This is a genomic window from Streptomyces sp. NPDC012508 (assembly GCF_042902595.1).
Classification (GTDB): domain Bacteria; phylum Actinomycetota; class Actinomycetes; order Streptomycetales; family Streptomycetaceae; genus Streptomyces.
This window is the reverse complement of record NZ_JBIBEO010000009.1, coordinates 312,287-330,074: the sequence shown is the minus strand read 5'-3', so window position 1 is coordinate 330,074 and position 17,788 is coordinate 312,287. Positions and strand designations below refer to the sequence as shown.

At 70.2% G+C, this 17,788-nt stretch carries 14 protein-coding genes; 3 read left to right on the top strand and 11 right to left on the bottom strand.

Annotated elements, in window-relative coordinates; all coding sequences use genetic code 11:
* Position 1 precedes the first annotated feature (1 nt).
* From alaS to ACFY8U_RS29545, 3 genes are read right to left on the bottom strand one after another with little or no spacing between them, the layout of a single operon-like run.
* Entirely contained in the window at positions 2–2,671 is a 2,670-nt protein-coding gene (gene alaS, locus ACFY8U_RS29555) for an alanine--tRNA ligase (protein WP_361438743.1), read from the bottom strand.
* Positions 2,671–3,024, bottom strand: a complete 354-nt coding sequence (locus ACFY8U_RS29550) for a DUF6167 family protein (protein ID WP_389575335.1) — start codon at positions 3,022–3,024, stop codon at positions 2,671–2,673. Before ACFY8U_RS29550 ends, alaS begins: the two co-directional genes overlap by 1 nt.
* Before the next feature lie 6 nt (positions 3,025–3,030).
* Positions 3,031–3,459 carry a DUF948 domain-containing protein gene (locus ACFY8U_RS29545; RefSeq protein ID WP_352186545.1) on the bottom strand — a complete coding sequence of 143 codons (429 nt, stop codon included), beginning with the start codon at positions 3,457–3,459 and terminating at the stop codon, positions 3,031–3,033.
* 170 nt (positions 3,460–3,629) lie between these two features.
* Here ACFY8U_RS29545 and ACFY8U_RS29540 point away from each other — a divergent pair, with 170 nt between their 5' ends.
* Complete coding sequence (locus ACFY8U_RS29540; RefSeq protein ID WP_389575334.1) at positions 3,630–5,810, top strand: ATP-binding protein; 2,181 nt, start codon at positions 3,630–3,632, stop codon at positions 5,808–5,810.
* 53 nt (positions 5,811–5,863) lie between these two features.
* On the opposite strand, the gene rpsD is transcribed toward ACFY8U_RS29540, so the two are convergent.
* The 5 genes from rpsD to ACFY8U_RS29515 form a co-directional block, all read right to left on the bottom strand.
* Entirely contained in the window at positions 5,864–6,478 is a 615-nt protein-coding gene (rpsD, locus tag ACFY8U_RS29535) for a 30S ribosomal protein S4 (RefSeq protein ID WP_158985446.1), read from the bottom strand.
* A gap of 355 nt (positions 6,479–6,833) precedes the next feature.
* A complete protein-coding gene (locus tag ACFY8U_RS29530; RefSeq protein ID WP_361609282.1) occupies positions 6,834–8,186 on the bottom strand; it encodes a replication-associated recombination protein A in 1,353 nt (450 codons plus the stop codon).
* A gap of 74 nt (positions 8,187–8,260) precedes the next feature.
* Positions 8,261–8,872 carry a vitamin K epoxide reductase family protein gene (locus tag ACFY8U_RS29525; RefSeq protein ID WP_389575333.1) on the bottom strand — a complete coding sequence of 204 codons (612 nt, stop codon included), beginning with the start codon at positions 8,870–8,872 and terminating at the stop codon, positions 8,261–8,263.
* Positions 8,873–9,023: 151 nt separating this feature from the next.
* Positions 9,024–10,286, bottom strand: a complete 1,263-nt coding sequence (gene hisS, locus ACFY8U_RS29520) for a histidine--tRNA ligase (RefSeq protein WP_361438755.1) — start codon at positions 10,284–10,286, stop codon at positions 9,024–9,026.
* A 10-nt stretch (positions 10,287–10,296) separates the two neighbouring features.
* Positions 10,297–11,004, bottom strand: coding sequence for an MBL fold metallo-hydrolase (locus tag ACFY8U_RS29515; protein WP_361609286.1), 708 nt, complete (start codon positions 11,002–11,004; stop codon positions 10,297–10,299).
* A 152-nt stretch (positions 11,005–11,156) separates the two neighbouring features.
* Between ACFY8U_RS29515 and ACFY8U_RS29510 the strand changes: the two genes are divergently transcribed.
* Both ACFY8U_RS29510 and ACFY8U_RS29505 read left to right on the top strand, forming a co-directional pair.
* Positions 11,157–11,954: a peptidylprolyl isomerase gene (locus tag ACFY8U_RS29510; protein ID WP_389575332.1), complete on the top strand. Its 798-nt coding sequence runs from the start codon at positions 11,157–11,159 to the stop codon at positions 11,952–11,954.
* Between the two features lie 187 nt (positions 11,955–12,141).
* Entirely contained in the window at positions 12,142–13,371 is a 1,230-nt protein-coding gene (locus ACFY8U_RS29505; protein WP_361438761.1) for a DUF349 domain-containing protein, read from the top strand.
* 71 nt (positions 13,372–13,442) lie between these two features.
* On the opposite strand, the gene ACFY8U_RS29500 is transcribed toward ACFY8U_RS29505, so the two are convergent.
* The 3 genes from ACFY8U_RS29500 to secF form a co-directional block, all read right to left on the bottom strand.
* The gene (locus tag ACFY8U_RS29500; protein WP_389575331.1) at positions 13,443–15,920 is read right to left on the bottom strand and encodes a RelA/SpoT family protein; all 2,478 of its coding nucleotides are present in this window, start codon (positions 15,918–15,920) and stop codon (positions 13,443–13,445) included.
* Positions 15,921–16,147: 227 nt separating this feature from the next.
* A complete protein-coding gene (locus tag ACFY8U_RS29495) occupies positions 16,148–16,699 on the bottom strand; it encodes an adenine phosphoribosyltransferase (RefSeq protein ID WP_389575330.1) in 552 nt (183 codons plus the stop codon).
* Positions 16,696–17,787 carry a protein translocase subunit SecF gene (gene secF / locus ACFY8U_RS29490; RefSeq protein ID WP_361609294.1) on the bottom strand — a complete coding sequence of 364 codons (1,092 nt, stop codon included), beginning with the start codon at positions 17,785–17,787 and terminating at the stop codon, positions 16,696–16,698. Before secF ends, ACFY8U_RS29495 begins: the two co-directional genes overlap by 4 nt.
* Between the last annotated feature and the right edge of the window lies 1 nt (position 17,788).

Below are 17,788 nucleotides of genomic sequence, written 5' to 3'. Positions count from 1 at the left end.
GTCACGCCGTCTCCACGACGAGACGCTCGACGGCGTCGATGGCCTCGCCGACGGCCTCCGGGTTCTGGCCGCCGCCCTGGGCGACGTCCGGCTTGCCGCCACCGCCGCCACCGAGGGTCTTGGCGGCGGTACGGACCAGCTCACCGGCCTTGAGACCGCGCTCGCGGGCGGCCTCGTTGGTGGCGATGACGGTCAGCGGGCGGCCGTTGGCCGTGGTGAACAGGGCCACGACGGCCGGGCGGTCCGACGGGATGCGGCCGCGGACGTCGAGGACCAGCTTGCGCAGGTCGTCGGCGGAGGTGCCGTCCTGGACCTGGCCGGTGACGAGCGCGACACCGCGCACGTCCTTGGCGCTCTCCACCAGACCGGCGGCGGCCTGGAGCACCTTCTCGGCGCGGAACTTCTCGATCTCCTTCTCGGCGTCCTTCAGCTTGCCGAGCATGGAGGAGATCTTCTCCGGGAGCTCCTCGGGGCGGCCCTTGACCAGCTCCTGGAGCTGGGCGACGACCGTGTGCTCACGGGCGAGGAAGTTGTACGCGTCGACACCGACGAGGGCCTCGACACGCCGCACGCCACTGCCGATCGACGACTCGCCGAGCAGCTTGACCAGGCCGAGGGCGGCGGTGTTCTTGACGTGCGTACCGCCGCACAGCTCCTTGGAGAAGTCGCCGATGGTGACGACGCGCACCTTCTCGCCGTACTTCTCGCCGAACTCGGCGATGGCGCCCTGGCGCTTGGCCTCGTCGATCCCCATGACCTCGGCGTGCACGTCGAGTTCGCGGGCGAGGACCTCGTTGATCTTCTGCTCGACGTCCATGAGGACCGTGCCGGGAACGGCGTTCGGCGAGCCGAAGTCGAAGCGGAAGCGGCCGGGCGAGTTCTCGGAACCGGCCTGGGCGGCCGTCGGGCCGAGGGCGTCACGCAGGGCCTGGTGCGTCAGGTGCGTGGCGGAGTGGGCGCGGGCGATGGCCCGGCGGCGGCGGACGTCGATGGCGGCGTAGGCGGTGGAGCCGACCGTCACCTCGCCGACCTGGACGGAGCCCTTGTGCACGGAGACGCCGGGGACCGGCTGCTGGACGTCACGGATCTCGATGACGGCGCCGCTGTGCAGCTTGATCCGGCCCTGGTCGGCGAGCTGGCCGCCGCCCTCGGCGTAGAACGGGGTGCGGTCGAGGACGACCTCGACCTCGTCGCCCTCGGAGGCGGCCGGCGACGGGACGCCGTTGACCAGCAGACCGACGACCGTGGACTCGCCCTCGGTGTTGGTGTAGCCGGTGAACTCGGTGGCGCCGTTGCCGTCGGCGATCTCGCGGTAGGCGGCGACGTCGGCGTGGCCGGTCTTCTTGGCCTTGGCGTCGGCCTTGGCCTTGTCCCGCTGCTCCTGCATGAGGCGGCGGAAGCCGGCCTCGTCCACGGAGAGCCCCTGCTCGGCGGCGATCTCCAGGGTGAGGTCGATCGGGAAGCCCCAGGTGTCGTGGAGCAGGAAGGCCTTGTCGCCGGAGAGGACGGTGCCGCCGGAGGCCTTGGTCTCGGTGACGGCGCCGTCGAGCACGTTCGAGCCGGCGTTGAGCGTCTTGAGGAAGCGGGCCTCCTCGGCGAGGGCGACGGTCTCGATCCGCTTGCGGTCGCTGATCAGCTCCGGGTACTGCTCGCCCATCGTGTCGATGACCACGTCGACGAGATCCTGGACGACGACGCCCGTGGCACCGAGCAGGCGCATGTTGCGGATGGCGCGGCGCATGATGCGGCGCAGCACGTAACCGCGGCCTTCGTTGCCCGGGGTGACACCGTCGCCGATGAGCATCACGGACGTACGCATGTGGTCGGCGACCACGCGCAGCGAGACGTCGCTGTCGTGGGCCTTGCCGTAGGCCACGCCGGTGAGTTCGGTGGCCTTGTCGATGACGACCTGGAGGGTGTCGGTCTCGTACATGTTCTGTACGCCCTGCAGGATCATCGCGAGGCGCTCGAGGCCGAGGCCGGTGTCGATGTTCTTGGACGGCAGCTCGCCGAGGATCGGGAAGTCCTCCTTGCCGGAGCCCTCGCCGCGCTCGTACTGCATGAAGACCAGGTTCCAGATCTCCACGTACCGCTCGTCGTTGACGGCCGGGCCGCCCTCGACGCCGAACTCGGGGCCGCGGTCGTAGTTGATCTCGGAGCACGGGCCGCAGGGGCCGGGGACGCCCATCGACCAGTAGTTGTCCTTCTTGCCGAGGCGCTGGATGCGCTCGGCGGGGACGCCGACGACGTCGCGCCAGATCTGCTCGGCCTCGTCGTCCTCCTGGTAGACGGTGATCCAGAGCTTCTCCGGCTCCAGCCCGTAGCCGCCGTGCTCCACCGAGGTGGTCAGCAGCTCCCAGGCGAGCTTGATGGCGCCTTCCTTGAAGTAGTCGCCGAAGGAGAAGTTGCCGCACATCTGGAAGAACGTGCCGTGGCGGGTGGTCTTGCCGACCTCTTCGATGTCGGGCGTACGCACGCACTTCTGCACGCTGGAGGCGCGCGAGAACGGCGGCTTGACCTCGCCGAGGAAGTACGGCTTGAAGGGAACCATGCCGGCGGGGACCAGAAGCAGAGTCGGGTCGTCCGCGATGAGCGACGCCGAAGGCACGACGGTGTGCCCGCGCTCCTCGAAGAAGCTCAGCCAGCGGCGGCGGATTTCAGCCGACTCCATCAGTGGTCCTCATTCCGGTTGTACGACATCGTTCGGTACGAATACGTGGTGGTGGTGTTCGGGGTGGCGTCGAGCGGTGCCCTGCGGCGCGGCGCGGGCAGTTCGCGCTCGGCCGGTGCGTCCGGGGAGGCCTCCAGGCCGAGCGCCTCGCCCAGTTCGGCTTCGCGCTGGACCATGCCCGACCTGACGTCGAGGGCGAAGTCCTTGAGCCGGTGGCCGGTCTCGATCGCCTTGTTCGCCGCCTGCGCGGCGAGGCTCTCGGGGGTCAGCTGCTTGAGCTTGCGGTTGACCTTGGTGGTGGCCCACACGCCGGCTGCTGCGCCTGCGGTGAACCAGAACGTACGGCGGAACATCGAGGCTCAGCCCTTCTGCTTCCTGCGCCGCGCGGACGGCACGGTGCGACCGACGACGGTACGGGGGGCGGGCGCGGGCGGTGCCTGGTCCCGGCCGCGGCCGAGGGCCCTGCGCACTCCGTAGCCGAAGGCCGCGACCTTGACGAGCGGGCCGCCGAAGGTGGAGGCGACGGTGGTGGAGAGCGCCGAGGCGTTGGAGGTGACCTCCTGGACGTCCGAGGCGATCGCGTCCACGCGGTCGAGCTGGGTCTGCGCCGACCGCACGGTCGCGGAGGCGTCGCTGAGCAGCGGGACGGCCTGTTCGGTCACGTCCGCCACCAGTTTGGTGGTCGCCTTGAGCGTCTGCGCCAGCCTCACCAGAACCACGGCGAGGAAGGAGACGAGAATCGCCCAGAACACGGCCACCAGAATCCCGGCAACCTCTCCACCGGTCACTCCGCACCGCTCTCTGCTGTCGTTGGGCCCTTGCGAAAAGTCGTCCTCCGACCCTATCGCGCCCGGGGTCTTTCCCCGTACCTCATTACGGGCGGTACGGGCGCTCCGAGGAGGGGAGTCGACCGACCCGATTGTACGGAGTGCGTGTGGATGAGTACGCTCCGTGTCCCATGCGAAGGACCAACCTCCCGACGGAGCTGAACATCTTCGTCGGACGGGCCGCAGAACAGGACCGACTGACCCGGCTCCTGGGCGAATCGCGCCTGGTCACCGTCGTCGGGGTCGGGGGCGTGGGCAAGTCCCGGCTCGCCCTGAGGGCCGCCAGGGCGGTGGAGAAACGCTACGCCGACGGCGTGTGGCTCGCCGACCTCTCGGTGCTGCCCGACCCGGAGCTGGTGGCTTTCGCTCTGGCCGAGGCGCTGGGGCTGACCGATCACACGCTGCGCACCCCCGTCGAGACGCTGACCGACCATCTCGCGGAGCGCCGGCTGCTGCTGGTGATGGACGGATTCGAGCACCTCGTCGAAGAATGCGCCCCCTTGGTACGGCAGATGCTCGAGCAGGCCCCGGGTCTCACCGTTCTCGCGGTGGGCCGCCGTCCGCTGCGCGTCGACGGGGAGGCCGTGTTCACGCTCGCTCCGATGGACGAGCACGACGCGGAGGCGCTCTTCCTGGAGCGGGCGGCGGCCTCGGGCGGGCCTGCCCCGGCCGCGTCGGCCAGGACGGCCGGAACGGCCCGTACCGCCGTCGACGCCGGCGGGGCGTCCGCCGACGAGAGCGCGGTACGCGAGCTGTGCCGGCGGCTCGACGGGATTCCGCTGGCCCTGGAGCTGGCGGCCGCCCGGATGCCGCTCCTCACCGTGGAGCAGATGCTGCGGCGGCTCGGCGACCGGTTCCGGCTGCTCACGGACGGGGCGCGGGGCGCGCTCCCCCGGCATCAGACGCTGCGTACGGCGATCGGCTGGAGCCACGAGCTGTGCACCCCGGAGGAGCGGTTGCTGTGGGCGCGCCTCTCGGTCTTCGCCGGGCCGTTCGACCTGGAGGCGGTGGAGTACGTCTGCGCCGGCCCGGAGCTTCCGCCGGAGCGGGTGATGGATGTGCTCGGCGGTCTGCTCGCGCAGTCGCTCGTCGTACGGGAGGACACGGCCGCCGGTCCGCGGTATCGGATATTGGATACGGTCTCCGATTACGGCGCGGAGTGGCTGGCGGCGCTCGGCGACACCGAGCGCATGCGCCGTCGGCACCGCGACTGGTACATGGGCCTGGCCACCTGGTGCGAGCTGGAGTGGTTCAGTCCGCGTCAGGCCGAGGTCGCGGCCTGCCTGGACGCGGCGCTCCCCAATCTGCGGGCGGCCCTCGAACTCTGCCTGGAGCAGCCGGACGAGGCGCATCTGGCGCAGCATCTGGCGGGGACGCTCTGGTTCGCGTGGGTGGGGTGCGGGCGTCTGGCCGAGGGCCGGCACTGGCTGGACCGGGCGCTGGCGCTCGACTCGGAGCACGAGGACGCCCGGCTGAAGGCGCTGTGGGTGCTCGGCTACGTGGCGATCCTGCAGGGCGACGCGACGGCGGCGGTGGCGGCGCTGCACGAGTGCGGGGAGCGGGCGCGCTCGGTCGGCAACCCCCTGGCGGAGGCATACGCCACGCATCGGATGGGCTGTCTGGCGCTGCTCTCGGACGACATGCCGCGGGCGGAGGAGCTGATCGGCCGGGCCCTGGCCGCCTACCGGGAGCTGGGCGAGCTGAACAGCAATGTGCTGATGGGCCAGGTCGAGCTGGCACTGGCCCGGGTCTTCCAGGGTGATCTGGAGGGGGCGGTCGCGCTCTGCGTGGAGGTACGGGAGATCTGCGAGGAGCGCGGCGAGCGCTGGACCAAGGCGTACGCGCTCTACGTGCTGGCGTACGCGGCGTGGACCGGGGGCGATCACCGGGAGGCGCGGACGCTGCTGACGGAGTGCGTCGGCATCAACCACATGTTCCACGATCTGGTGGGGCTGGTCCTTGCGATCGAGCTGCTCGCGCTGGTGACGGCGAGCGAGGGCGATCCCACGGAGGCGGCCGTGCTGCAGGGTGCCGCGCTCCCGGTGTGGGACTCGGTGGGTCTGCAGCTCTTCGGCTCGGGCCATTTCAACGGGGCGCGGGCGCTCTGCGCGCGTCAGGCGGGCGAGGTCCTGGGCGCGGAGCGTTACGGGGCGTCGGTGCGGGAGGGCCAGGGGCTCTCGCTGGACGCGGCGGTGGACCGGGCGCTGAGCGTGCGCCGGCCGGCCACGCGGGGCGCCGGCCCGCGGGCGCCGCGCCCGTTCCGTACGGCGTTCCCTGAGAACGCGGAAGCCCGCCGGCTCCCCCACTGGTAAGAGCGGGGAAGCGGCGGGCTGAACACCGCGAGGGTGGTACTACGACGGCTTGATCAGCGGGCGTAGTACTCGACGACCAGCTGCTCGTCGCAGATGACCGGGATTTCCTTGCGGTTCGGGTCGCGGTCGAGGCGGAAGGCCAGGGCCTTCAGGTTGACCTGCAGGTAGCGCGGGGTCTCACCGTCGGCGGCGAAGCCACCCTCGCGGGCCACCTGGAACAGGGGCTTCTCGCGGGAGCGCTCGCGGACCATCACGACGTCGTCGGGACGGACGCGGAACGACGGCTTGTCGACCTTGCCACCGTTGACCTGGATGTGACCGTGCACGACCATCTGGCGGGCCTGGTAGATGGTGCGGGCGATACCCGAACGCAGGACCAGGGCGTCGAGGCGACGCTCGAGCTCGACGACCAGCGCCTCGCCCGTCTTGCCCTCGGCCTTCTTGGCGCGGTCGTACGCGCGGGCCATCTGACGCTCGGAGATGTCGTACTGGGCGCGCAGACGCTGCTTCTCGAGCAGACGGACCTTGTAGTCCGAGTTCTGCTTGCGGCCACGGCCGTGCTCGCCCGGCGGGTAGGGGCGGGCCTCGAAGTACTTGACGGCCTTCGGGGTCAGCGCGATGCCGAGGGCACGCGACTTCTTGACCTTGGGACGGGACTGGTTCGGCATGAACCAACCTCTCTATCTGTACGAATACGGCTTCACCAGGGTTAGAGGAGGTCGCATCCGCAGCCGGGGAAACCCATCCGGTCCGTGAGAACCGGTCGGGCAGCCGCTCCCTGGTCTGGGCACGTACGTGCAGCACGCGAACGGCCCATCGCCTGTTCCCCGGGACCGGGGGAGGTGATGGGTTGCCCGCGACACCTTCGAAGGTGCGCGACACTCCTGGAGATCCCGCCTGAGGCGGGGCTCCGGCTGCCTGTCCCGTTCTGGTGGCGCCGGCCGAAGCCGGACACGGGACGCAGCACTCCGCACGAGTGTACCGGGTGACCGGAGGGCCCGTGCACACACCCGGGTCCTGCCGTCAGCCGTCGCCGCGCAGCCGCTCCCGTACCTTCTCCACCACGTCCGCGTACCGCGCCTCCGCGCCGTAGCGCGTCGGCTCGTAGTAGCGCTTTCCGCGGACCTCGTCCGGCGCGTACTGCTGGGCCGCGATGCCGCCCGGGACGTCGTGCGGGTACACGTACCCCTGGGCGTGGCCCAGCTTGGCCGCGCCCTTGTAGTGGCCGTCGCGCAGATGCGGCGGGACCGGGCCCGCGAGGCCGTTCCGCACGTCCGCCTGGGCCGCGAAGATCGCGGTGGTCGCCGCGTTCGACTTGGGGGCAAGGGCCAGAGCGATCGTCGCATGGCTCAGGGTCAGCGCAGCCTCGGGGAAACCGATCATGGCGACGGCCTGAGCGGCCGCGACGGCCAACGGCAGGGCGGTCGGATCGGCCAGACCGATGTCCTCGCTGGCCGAGATCATCAGCCGGCGGGCGATGAACCGGGGGTCCTCCCCCGCCTCGATCATCCGCGCCAGATAGTGCAGCGCCGCGTCCACGTCGGAGCCGCGGATCGACTTGATGAGCGCGCTGGCCACGTCGTAGTGCTGGTCGCCGTCCCGGTCGTACGTCACCGCCGCCCGGTCGACGGTCTCCTCGACCGTCTGGAGCGTGATCTCCGGCTCCCCCTTGGCGAGGGCCGAGCCCGCGGCGGCCTCCAGGGCGGTCAGCGCGCGCCGCGCGTCGCCGCCGGCGATGCGCAGCAGATGCGCCTCGGCGTCCTCGGGCAGGGTGACCGCGCCGCCGAGTCCGCGGTCCTCGGTGAGGGCCCGCTTCAGCAGATCGCGCAGATCATCGTCGGTGAGCGGTTCGAGCGTGAGCAGCAGGGAGCGGGAGAGCAAGGGCGAGATGATCGAGAAGTACGGGTTCTCGGTCGTCGCCGCGATGAGCGTCACCCAGCGGTTCTCCACCGCCGGGAGCAGCGAGTCCTGCTGGGCCTTGGAGAAGCGGTGGATCTCGTCCAGGAAGAGCACGGTCTCCTTGCCGAAGCCGCCGGCCGCGCGCCGGGCGCCCTCGATGACGGCCCGGACCTCCTTGACGCCCGCGGTGATGGCGGAGAGCTCCACGAAGCGCTTGTTCGTCGCCTTCGAGACCACGTACGCCAGGGTCGTCTTTCCGATGCCCGGCGGGCCCCAGAGGATCACGGACGAGGCGCCCGCAGGCCCTCCGTCGCCCTCGCCGACGAGCCGCCGCAGCGGCGAGCCCGGCTTGAGCAGGTGCTGCTGGCCGAGCACCTCGTCCAGGGTGCGCGGACGCATCCGTACAGCCAGGGGGCTGCTGGACGGGTCCTTCTCCTGGCGTTCTTCGGCGGCTGCGGTAAAGAGGTCGGGCTCCACGTCATGAAGCCTAAGTCAGTGCACTGACAGCCCGGTCCGCGCGCCGTTCGGCGGCTCCGTGGCTCGTCAGCCCGTCAGCTGGTCCAGAAGTCCCACCAGCGCGTCAGGATCAGCATGCCGATGATCCCGATGTGCAGGACGGGCAGGACCCAGGTGAACTCGTCGAAGAAGGTCCGCAGGCCCCGGGGGGCGGGGATGACGCCGTTGCGGACGTTGTGCGAGGTCACGTACCAGAACATGATGATCGTGGCGACCCAGGCCAGGCAGCACCACAGGCAGAGCGCGTTGATCTCGTACAGCGACTGCTGCATGAGCCAGGTGCAGAACCCGACGCCGAAGAGCGTGCCCGCGTTGAGGCCGAGCCAGTACCAGCGGCGGTAGCGGGCGCCCGCGAGGAGGCCCACACCGATCGCGATGACCATCGCGTACGTGACGAGGCCGAGCATCGGGTTCGGGAAGCCGAAGACCGAGGCCTGGTCGCTCTTCATGATGTTGCCGCAGGAGACGATCGGGTTGAGGCTGCAGCCCGGGGTGAAGTTCGGGTCCTCGAGGAGCTTGAACTTGTCGATCGTGATGACCCACGCGGCGAGCAGACCGGCGGCACCGGTGATCACCAGCAGCCAGGCCAAGGCACGGCTCGCACCGATCGTGCCGCGCGCCGAGTCGTCAACCGCTGCGTCTGTCATATCCCCGATCCATCACTCGCGGGCTTGTGGCCACGGTCATTCTGCCGCACGAGGGCCCCGTCCCACCGTTCGGTGGACATAAGGACGAGCAGGGACGAGACGGGCCCGGACCGCGAGAAGCGGTCCGGGCCCCAGGTCTTCCTCGTGCCGGTCAGGCCAGCTTCGCCCGGACGGTGTCGACCAGTGCGTCCAGGGCCACCGGCTCCTGCTCACCGGACTCCATGTCCTTGAGCTGGACGACGCCCTCGGCCAGGTCGCGCTCGCCCGCGACGACGGCGAACCGGGCGCCCGAGCGGTTGGCGTCCTTCATCGCACCCTTGAGGCCCTTGCCGCCGAACGCGAAGTCGGCCGCGACGCCCGCCTTGCGGAGCTCGGTGACCTTCGCGAACAGGAGACGACGCGCCTCGTCGCCGAGCGCGACGGCGAAGACGCTGGTCGCCGCCGGGATGTCCAGCTCGACGCCCTCGGCCTCCAGGGCCAGCACCGTACGGTCCACGCCGAGCGCCCAGCCGACCGACGGAAGCACGGGGCCGCCGATCATCTCCGAGAGGCCGTCGTAGCGACCGCCGCCGCCGACCGCGGACTGCGAGCCCAGACCGTCGTGGACGAACTCGAAGGTCGTCCGCGTGTAGTAGTCCAGACCGCGCACCAGCTTGGCGTCGTCCTCGAAGGCCACGCCCGCCGCGGTGATCAGCGCGCGCACCTCCTCGTGGTACGCCTTGCACGCGTCGCACAGGTAGTCGCGCAGCAGCGGTGCGCCGACGAGCTGCTTCTGCACGGACTCGCGCTTGTCGTCGAGGACCCGCAGCGGGTTGATCTCGGCCCGGCGGAGCGTCTCCTCGTCGAGGTCGAGCCCGCGCAGGAACGTCTGCAGCGCCTCCCGGTAGACGGGACGGCACTCCTTGTCGCCGAGCGAGTTCAGCAGGATGCGGAAGTTCCGCAGGCCGAGCGAGCGGTACGCGTCGTCGGCCAGGATGATCAGCTCGGCGTCGAGGGCCGGGTCCTCGGCGCCGATCGCCTCGGCGCCGACCTGGGAGAAGTGCCTGTAGCGGCCCTTCTGCGGGCGCTCGTAGCGGTAGTACGAGCCGGAGTACCAGAGCTTCACCGGCAGGTTGCCCTGCTTGTGCAGGCTGGCCTCGAGGGCCGCGCGCAGCACGGATGCGGTGCCTTCGGGGCGCAGCGCCAGCTCGGAGCCGCCCTTGGTCGTGAGGGTGTACATCTCCTTGGTGACGATGTCGGTGGACTCGCCGACACCGCGCGCGAAGAGGTTGACGTCCTCGAAGCCGGGCGTCTCGATATAGCCGTAGCCGGACTTGCGCAGCGGTCCGGAGATGGCGTCCCGCACCGCCAGGTACTTCGCGGAGTACGGCGGAATCAGGTCGTACGTGCCCTTGGGGGCCTTGAAGGTGCTCAACGTAGTCTCGTCACATTCCTCGTCGGGGAGCCTTCGCGCTCCCGAGGCCGGCGGCCACATCCCGGAGGTACGGGTTGGTGGCGCGCTCCTGGCCGATGGTCGTCTGGGGACCGTGTCCCGACAGCACCACGGTCGAGTTGTCGAGCGGCAGGCACACGCGGGCCAGCGATTCGAGCATCTCGTCCATGTCACCGCCGGGCAGGTCGGTGCGTCCGATGGAGCCGGCGAAGAGCAGATCGCCCGAGAAGAACACGGAGGGGATCTCCGTGGTCTGCGGCATCTGGAAGGTCACCGACCCCTTGGTATGACCGGGCGCATGGGCGACGGAGAACTCCATCCCGGCGAGGTCCAGCTTCGCGCCGTCGGTGAGCTCGTGCACGTCGTCCGGCTCGCCCACGGTCAGTTCGCCCATGAGCGGCATCCCGATGGAGCGGCCGAGGGCCTTCTCCGGGTCGCTCATCATGTACCGGTCGGCGGGGTGGATCCACGCGGGTACGTCATGGGCGCCGCAGACCGGGACGACGGAGGCGACGTGGTCGATGTGGCCATGGGTGAGGACCACGGCGACGGGCTTGAGCCGATGCTTCAGAAGCGTCTCCTCGACTCCCTGGGCGGCCTGGTGGCCCGGGTCGATGATCACGCACTCCTCGCCTGCGGCGGGGGCGACCAGATAGCAGTTGGTCCCCCAGGCCCCGGCGGGGAACCCGGCAATCAGCACGATCGTCCTTAAATGTCGTCCGGCACGGGGTGCGACGGAGCGGAAGCGGCAGATCAGAGCCTACCGGCGCTGCGTATTCCACAGCCAACCCGTATACGGTACGGGCACACCAGGCCAGGGCAGGAACAGTCGAGCGACAAGGAGCAGACCCGGTGGTCAGCAGCGATCAGCGGCGGCGGCAGCTCGCCAGGGAGAAGTACGAGCGTCAGCAGCAGCGGCGGCAGGAGGCGCAGCAGAAGGCCAGGCGCCGGAACACCGTGATCGCGGCCTCGCTCGCCGTCGTGCTGGCCGCGGGCGGAGCGGTGTACGCGTCGGTCGCGCTGACCGACGACGGCAGCACCGCAGCGGCCGACAACGCGACGCCGAGCGACGCCCCGACGCCGACGCCCTCGGCGAGCGAGCCGAAGGCGCCGGAGCCGACGATGGCCATCGACAAGAAGGCCACGTACACGATGTCCCTGAAGACGAACGAGGGCGACATCGGCATCACCATGGAGGCGGCGAAGACCCCGCACACGGTGAACTCCTTCAAGCACCTCGCGGACAAGAAGTACTTCGACGGGACGAAGTGCCACCGGCTCACCACCGAGGGCATCTTCGTCCTCCAGTGCGGTGACCCGAAGGGCGACGGTACGGGCGGCCCCGGCTACACGATCCCGGACGAGAACCTGGACGCGCTGGGCAAGGCCGGCGCGGACGGCTCGGTGACCTTCCCCGCGGGGACGGTCGCGATGGCCAACACGATGCAGCCGAACACGGGCGGCAGCCAGTTCTTCCTCGTCTACAAGGACACCAAGCTGCCTCCGCAGTTCACCCCCTTCGGGAAGATCGACGCGGCCGGCCTGAAGGTCGTCGAGGAGGTCGCGAAGGGCGGGGTCGAGGGCGGCGCCAAGGACGGTGCGCCCAAGACGGCCGTGACGATCGAGAAGGCCACGGTCGCCAAGAAGTGACACACCGTGTGACCGTTGAACTTCGGTCGCGCGGAGAGCGGACAGCCGGGCGGCCGGTCGCCTAGATTGGCGTTGTGCAGCGCGGTCCTGTATCCGCGTTGTTGAGGGCGGGCGAGGCCCGCCGGGAACCTGTGGACGATGCCCAGGGGGCACAACCCCCTCGTCGGCATCATGTGGAGGAGGCGCTGTGAGCAGCGACCCGTGGGGCCGCGTCGACGAGACGGGCACCGTGTACGTGCGTACAGCCGAGGGCGAGAAGGTCGTCGGATCGTGGCAGGCCGGCACTCCCGAGGAGGCACTGGCCTACTTCGAGCGCAAGTACGAGGGCTTGGTTGTCGAGATCGGCCTCCTCGAGAAGAGGGTGAAGACCACCGACCTCTCGGCGAAGGACGCCACGGCCGCGATCGACCACATCCGGCACCAGGTCGACGAGCATCACGCCGTGGGTGACCTCGCCGCGCTGACCGCTCGCCTCGACAAGCTGGTCGAGACGGTCGAGTCGCGCCGCGAGGAGCGCAAGGTCCAGAAGGCCAAGCAGGCCGACGAGGCGCGCGGCGCCAAGGAGGCGCTGGTCAAGGAGGCCGAGGAGCTGGCGCAGAGCGAGCAGTGGCGGGCGGCCGGCGAGCGGCTGCGCGCGCTCGTGGACACCTGGAAGGGCCTGCCGCGGCTCGACCGGAAGTCCGACGACGAGCTGTGGCACCGCTTCTCGCACGCCCGCTCGGCGTTCTCCAAGCGCCGCAAGGCGCACTTCGCCTCGCTGGACGCGCAGCGCGAGGAGGCCCGCAAGGCCAAGGAGAAGCTGGTCGCCGAGGCCGAGTCGCTGTCGAACTCCACGGACTGGGGTGGCACGGCCGCCCGCTACCGCGACCTGATGGCGGAGTGGAAGGCCGTGGGCCGGGCGCAGCGCGAGCACGAGGACGACCTGTGGAACCGCTTCCGCGGCGCCCAGGACGTCTTCTTCGCGGCGCGCGGTGAGGTCTTCGCCGAGCGGGACGCGGAGCAGACCGAGAACCTCAAGCTGAAGGAGGAGCTCGCGACCGAGGCCGAGAAGCTGGTGCCGGTGACGGATCTGAAGGCGGCGCGCGCGGCCTTCCGCTCCATCAACGAGCGCTGGGAGGCCATCGGCCATGTGCCGCGCGACGCCCGGCCGAAGGTCGAGGGCCGGATGCACGCGGTCGAGCGTGCGCTCCAGGAGTCCGAGGAGTCGGAGTGGCGCCGGACGAACCCGGAGGCACGCGCGCGTGCCGCGGGTCTGACGGGCCAGCTGCAGGACGCCGTCGACAAGCTCCAGAAGCAGATCGACGCGGCCCGCGCGGCGGGCAACGACGCCAAGGCCGACAAGCTGGCGCGTGAGCTGGAGGGCCGCCAGGCTCTCCTCGACCAGGCGCTGAAGGGCCTGCAGGAGTTCGGCGGCTGATCCCGCGTACGTACGAGAAGGGCCCCGGTACCTGTGCGAGGTACCGGGGCCCTTCTCGTACGTACGGGCGGTTACGGCCGCCGTGCCGAGGTGACCCGGTAGACGTCGTAGACGCCCTCCACACCGCGGACGGCCTTCAGGACGTGGCCGAGGTGCTTAGGGTCGCCCATCTCGAAGGTGAAGCGCGAGGTGGCCACCCGGTCGCGGGAGGTCTGGACGGCCGCCGACAGGATGTTGACGTGCTGGTCCGACAGGACGCGGGTGACGTCCGAGAGCAGTCGGGAGCGGTCGAGGGCTTCGACCTGGATGGCGACCAGGAAGACCGAGGACTGGGTGGGCGCCCATTCGACCTCGAGGATGCGCTCCGGCTCGCGCGAGAGCGAGTCGACGTTGACGCAGTCGCTGCGGTGCACGGAGACGCCGCTGCCGCGGGTGACGAAGCCGATGATCGGGTCGCCGGGCACGGGGGTGCAGCAGCGGGCCAGCTTGACCCAGACGTCCTCGACGCCCTTGACGACGACACCGGGGTCGGCGCTGGAGCGGCGCTTGGAGCGGCCGCGCGTGGGCGGGGCCGTCTCGGCGATGTCCTCGTTGGCGGCCTCCTCGCCGCCGAGCGCCTGGACGAGCTTCTGGACGATGGACTGGGCCGTGACATGACCCTCGCCGATCGCCGCGTACAGCGAGGAGATGTCGCTGTAGCGCATCTCGTGGGCGAGCGTGACGAGCGAGTCGCCGGTCAGGATCCGCTGGATCGGCAGGTTCTGCTTGCGCATGGCCCGCGCGATGGCGTCCTTGCCCTGCTCGATCGCCTCGTCGCGGCGCTCCTTGGAGAACCAGGCCCGGATCTTGTTGCGGGCGCGCGGGGACTTGACGAAGCCCAGCCAGTCGCGGGACGGGCCGGCGCCTGCGGCCTTGGAGGTGAAGACCTCGACCAGGTCGCCGTTGTCGAGGGTCGACTCCAGCGGCACGAGCCGCCCGTTGACCCGCGCCCCTATGGTGCGGTGACCGACCTCGGTGTGCACGGCGTACGAGAAGTCGACGGGGGTGGCCCCGGCGGGCAGCGCTATGACGTCGCCCTTGGGGGTGAAGACGAAGACCTCGTTGCGCGAGAGGTCGAAGCGCAGGGACTCCAGGAACTCTCCGGGGTCCTCGGTCTCCTTCTGCCAGTCGAGCAGCTGGCGCAGCCACGCCATGTCGTTGAGGTGGTCGTCCTTGCCGACGCTCTTCGGTACGTCGGTGCGCACCTTGGAGGCTCCGGCGACGGCCTCCTGCTTGTACTTCCAGTGCGCGGCGATGCCGTACTCGGCGCGGCGGTGCATGTCGAACGTACGGATCTGGAGCTCGACGGGCTTGCCGTTGGGGCCGATGACCGTGGTGTGCAGCGACTGGTACATGTTGAACTTCGGCATCGCGATGTAGTCCTTGAACCGGCCGGGGACCGGGTTCCATCGCGCGTGGACGGTGCCGAGGGCCGCGTAGCAGTCGCGGACGGTGTCCACGAGGACGCGGATGCCGACCAGGTCGTAGATCTCCGCGAAGTCACGGCCGCGGACGATCATCTTCTGGTAGACGCTGTAGTAGTGCTTCGGCCGGCCGGTGACGGTTGCCTTGATACGGGCGGCGCGCAGGTCGGACTGGACCTCGTCGGTCACTATGGCGAGGTACTCGTCGCGCTTGGGGGCACGCTCGGCGACGAGCCGGACGATCTCGTCGTACATCTTGGGGTAGAGGATCGCGAAGGCGAGGTCCTCCAGCTCCCACTTGATGGTGTTCATGCCCAGGCGGTGGGCGAGCGGCGCGTAGATCTCCAGGGTCTCGCGGGCCTTCTTCTCCTGCTTCTCCCGCTTGAGATAGCGCATGGTGCGCATGTTGTGCAGGCGGTCGGCGAGCTTGATGACCAGGACGCGCGGGTCCTTGGCCATGGCGACGACCATCTTGCGGACGGTCTCGGCCTGCGCGGCCTCGCCGAACTTGACCTTGTCGAGCTTGGTGACGCCGTCGACGAGGAGGGCGACCTGGTCGCCGAAGTCGCGGCGCAGGGTGTCCAGGCCGTACTCGGTGTCCTCGACCGTGTCGTGCAGCAGACCGGCCATGAGCGTGGCCGGGTCCATGCCGAGCTCGGCGAGGATCGTGGTCACGGCGAGCGGGTGCGTGATGTACGGGTCGCCGCTCTTGCGCTTCTGGCCGCGGTGCCAGCGCTCGGCGACCTGGTAGGCGCGCTCGACCTGGCGGAGCGTCGCCGTCTCGATCTTCGGGTCGTTGGAGCGGACGATCCGCAGCAGCGGCTCGAGGACCGGGTTGTACGGGGAGGAGCGCTGGACGCCGAGACGGGCGAGCCGGGCGCGCACGCGGTTGGACGAGCCGCCGGAACGGGACGCGGGGGCGGGCGCGGGCTTGGGCGTCGAGGCCGCCGGGGCCGGTGAGGGGGCCACGGGCGTGGGCTTGCTCTCCGCGGGCTTGTTCTGGGGCGTCGCGGGCTCCGCCGCAAGGGCCTTGTCGGCCTGCGGGTCAGGCTGCGCGGCGGAGAGTGGCTGGGCCTCGTCTGGCAAGAGCGCTCCTTGGGCGTCCCCCCGGACGGAGTCTGGGGGAGGTACCGGGTCCCCCGGTCAGGCCCGGAAAGGCCATGGTATCGACCCCGGAGCCGCTGTGCTCACGCGTGCGGGTGGTGAGACGGGCGCCACGCGCGGGCGGCGCATGTTCCGGGGCATACCGGGAGAACGGCAGGGGCGCCCCGGGGATTCCCGGGGCGCCCCTCACCTCACGCGCGCGTGCGGTGTCAGACCGTGATCAGCGCCTCCAGCGGGGCGCCGCGCAGGGCGGGCTCCAGGCGGGCACGCCCGGGCAGGAAGCCGAGCTCCATGAGGACCGCGACGCCCGCGACCTCTGCGCCGGCTCGCCGGATGAGCTCGATGGAGGCCTCGGCGGTGCCGCCGGTGGCGAGGACGTCGTCGATGACCATGACGCGGTCGCCCGCGGCCAGGTCCTCGGCGTGCACCTCGATCTCGGCGGTGCCGTACTCCAGCTCGTACGCCTGCTTCAGCGTCGCGCCGGGCAGCTTGCCGGCCTTGCGGACCGGGACGAAGCCCAGGCCCGCGCGGACGGCGACCGGTGCGGCGAGGATGAAGCCGCGCGCCTCGAGGCCGACGATCTTCGTCGCGCCGTGCGTGACGCACAGCGCGGCGAGGGTGTCGGTCAGCGCCGTGAACGCCTCCGGGTCCGCGAGCAGCGGGGTGATGTCCTTGAACAGCACGCCCGGCTTCGGGTAGTCGGGGACGTCCCGGATCCGGCTGAGGAGCAGGGCCGTGGTGTCCTGTGCCTCGGCGGTCATCCGCGGTTCTCCGACGGGCGGCCGCGACGGCCGCGCTGGCCGACGACGGTGGTCTCCGCCTCGTCGTGGAAGTCGTCCGCGTCCTCGTCCTGACCGTCCAGGGACTCGCCCTTGGCGGCCGCGGACGCGCGCTTGGCGAGCACCCTCTTCTTGAGCGCCTTGATCGCCGGCTCGCGCTCCTTGAGGTCGGCGACGAGCGGGGTGGCGATGAAGATCGAGGAGTACGCACCGGCGGCGAGGCCGACGAACAGCGACAGCGAGATGTCGTTCAGCATGCCCGCGCCGAGGACACCGCCGCCGATGAAGAGCAGACCGGCCACCGGCAGCAGGGCCACGACGGTGGTGTTGATCGATCGGACCAGGGTGCCGTTGATCGACCGGTTGGCCATGTCGCTGTACGTGAACCGGGTCTGCTTGGTGATGTCCTTCGTTCCCTCCTTGAGGGAGTCGAAGACGACCACGGTGTCGTACAGCGAATAGCCGAGGATCGTCAGCAGACCGATGACCGTACCGACCGTGACCTCGAAGCCGACGAGCGAGTAGATGCCGACGGTGATGGTCAGGTCGTGGATCAGGGCGATGAGCGCCGCTACCGCCATTCTCCATTCGAAGGCGATGGCCAGATAGATCACCACGAGGATCATGAAGACCGCGAGACCGGTCCATGCCTTGGTGGCGATCTGCTCACCCCAGCTCGGACCGACCAGCTCCGCCGCGATCTTGTTCTCGGCGATGCCGAGGTCCTTGGCCAGCTCGGCGCGGACCTGGTCGGACTTCTCGGTGTCGAGGCCGCCGACCTGGATGCGCAGCGCGCCGCTGCCGAGCTTCTGGACGACCGCGTCGTGACCGGAGGCCTCTTCGGCGTACTCCTGCGCCTGGGAGACCGAGACCTCGGACTTCGGGGTGGTGAAGACGGCACCGCCCTGGAACTCGATGCCCATGTTCAGGCCACGCACGGCCAGGGCCACGATCGCCGTGATGGTGATCAGGATGGACAGGCCGTACCAGATCTTGCGGTTCCCGATGAAGTCGTAGGCGACCTCACCGCGGTTGAGCCGGGCGCCGAGACTGTCGCGCTTCTTCGCCATC

What these genes read in the sequence shown, in the direction of transcription:
- alaS (WP_361438743.1), bottom strand. Translation starts at nt 2,671, where the DNA reads ATGGAGTCGGCTGAAATCCGCCGCCGCTGGCTGAGCTTCTTCGAGGAG.
- ACFY8U_RS29550 (WP_389575335.1), bottom strand. Translation starts at nt 3,024, where the DNA reads ATGTTCCGCCGTACGTTCTGGTTCACCGCAGGCGCAGCAGCCGGCGTG.
- ACFY8U_RS29540 (WP_389575334.1), top strand. Translation starts at nt 3,630, where the DNA reads ATGCGAAGGACCAACCTCCCGACGGAGCTGAACATCTTCGTCGGACGG.
- rpsD (WP_158985446.1), bottom strand. Translation starts at nt 6,478, where the DNA reads ATGCCGAACCAGTCCCGTCCCAAGGTCAAGAAGTCGCGTGCCCTCGGC.
- ACFY8U_RS29525 (WP_389575333.1), bottom strand. Translation starts at nt 8,872, where the DNA reads ATGACAGACGCAGCGGTTGACGACTCGGCGCGCGGCACGATCGGTGCG.
- ACFY8U_RS29495 (WP_389575330.1), bottom strand. Translation starts at nt 16,699, where the DNA reads ATGACCGCCGAGGCACAGGACACCACGGCCCTGCTCCTCAGCCGGATC.
- secF (WP_361609294.1), bottom strand. Translation starts at nt 17,787, where the DNA reads ATGGCGAAGAAGCGCGACAGTCTCGGCGCCCGGCTCAACCGCGGTGAG.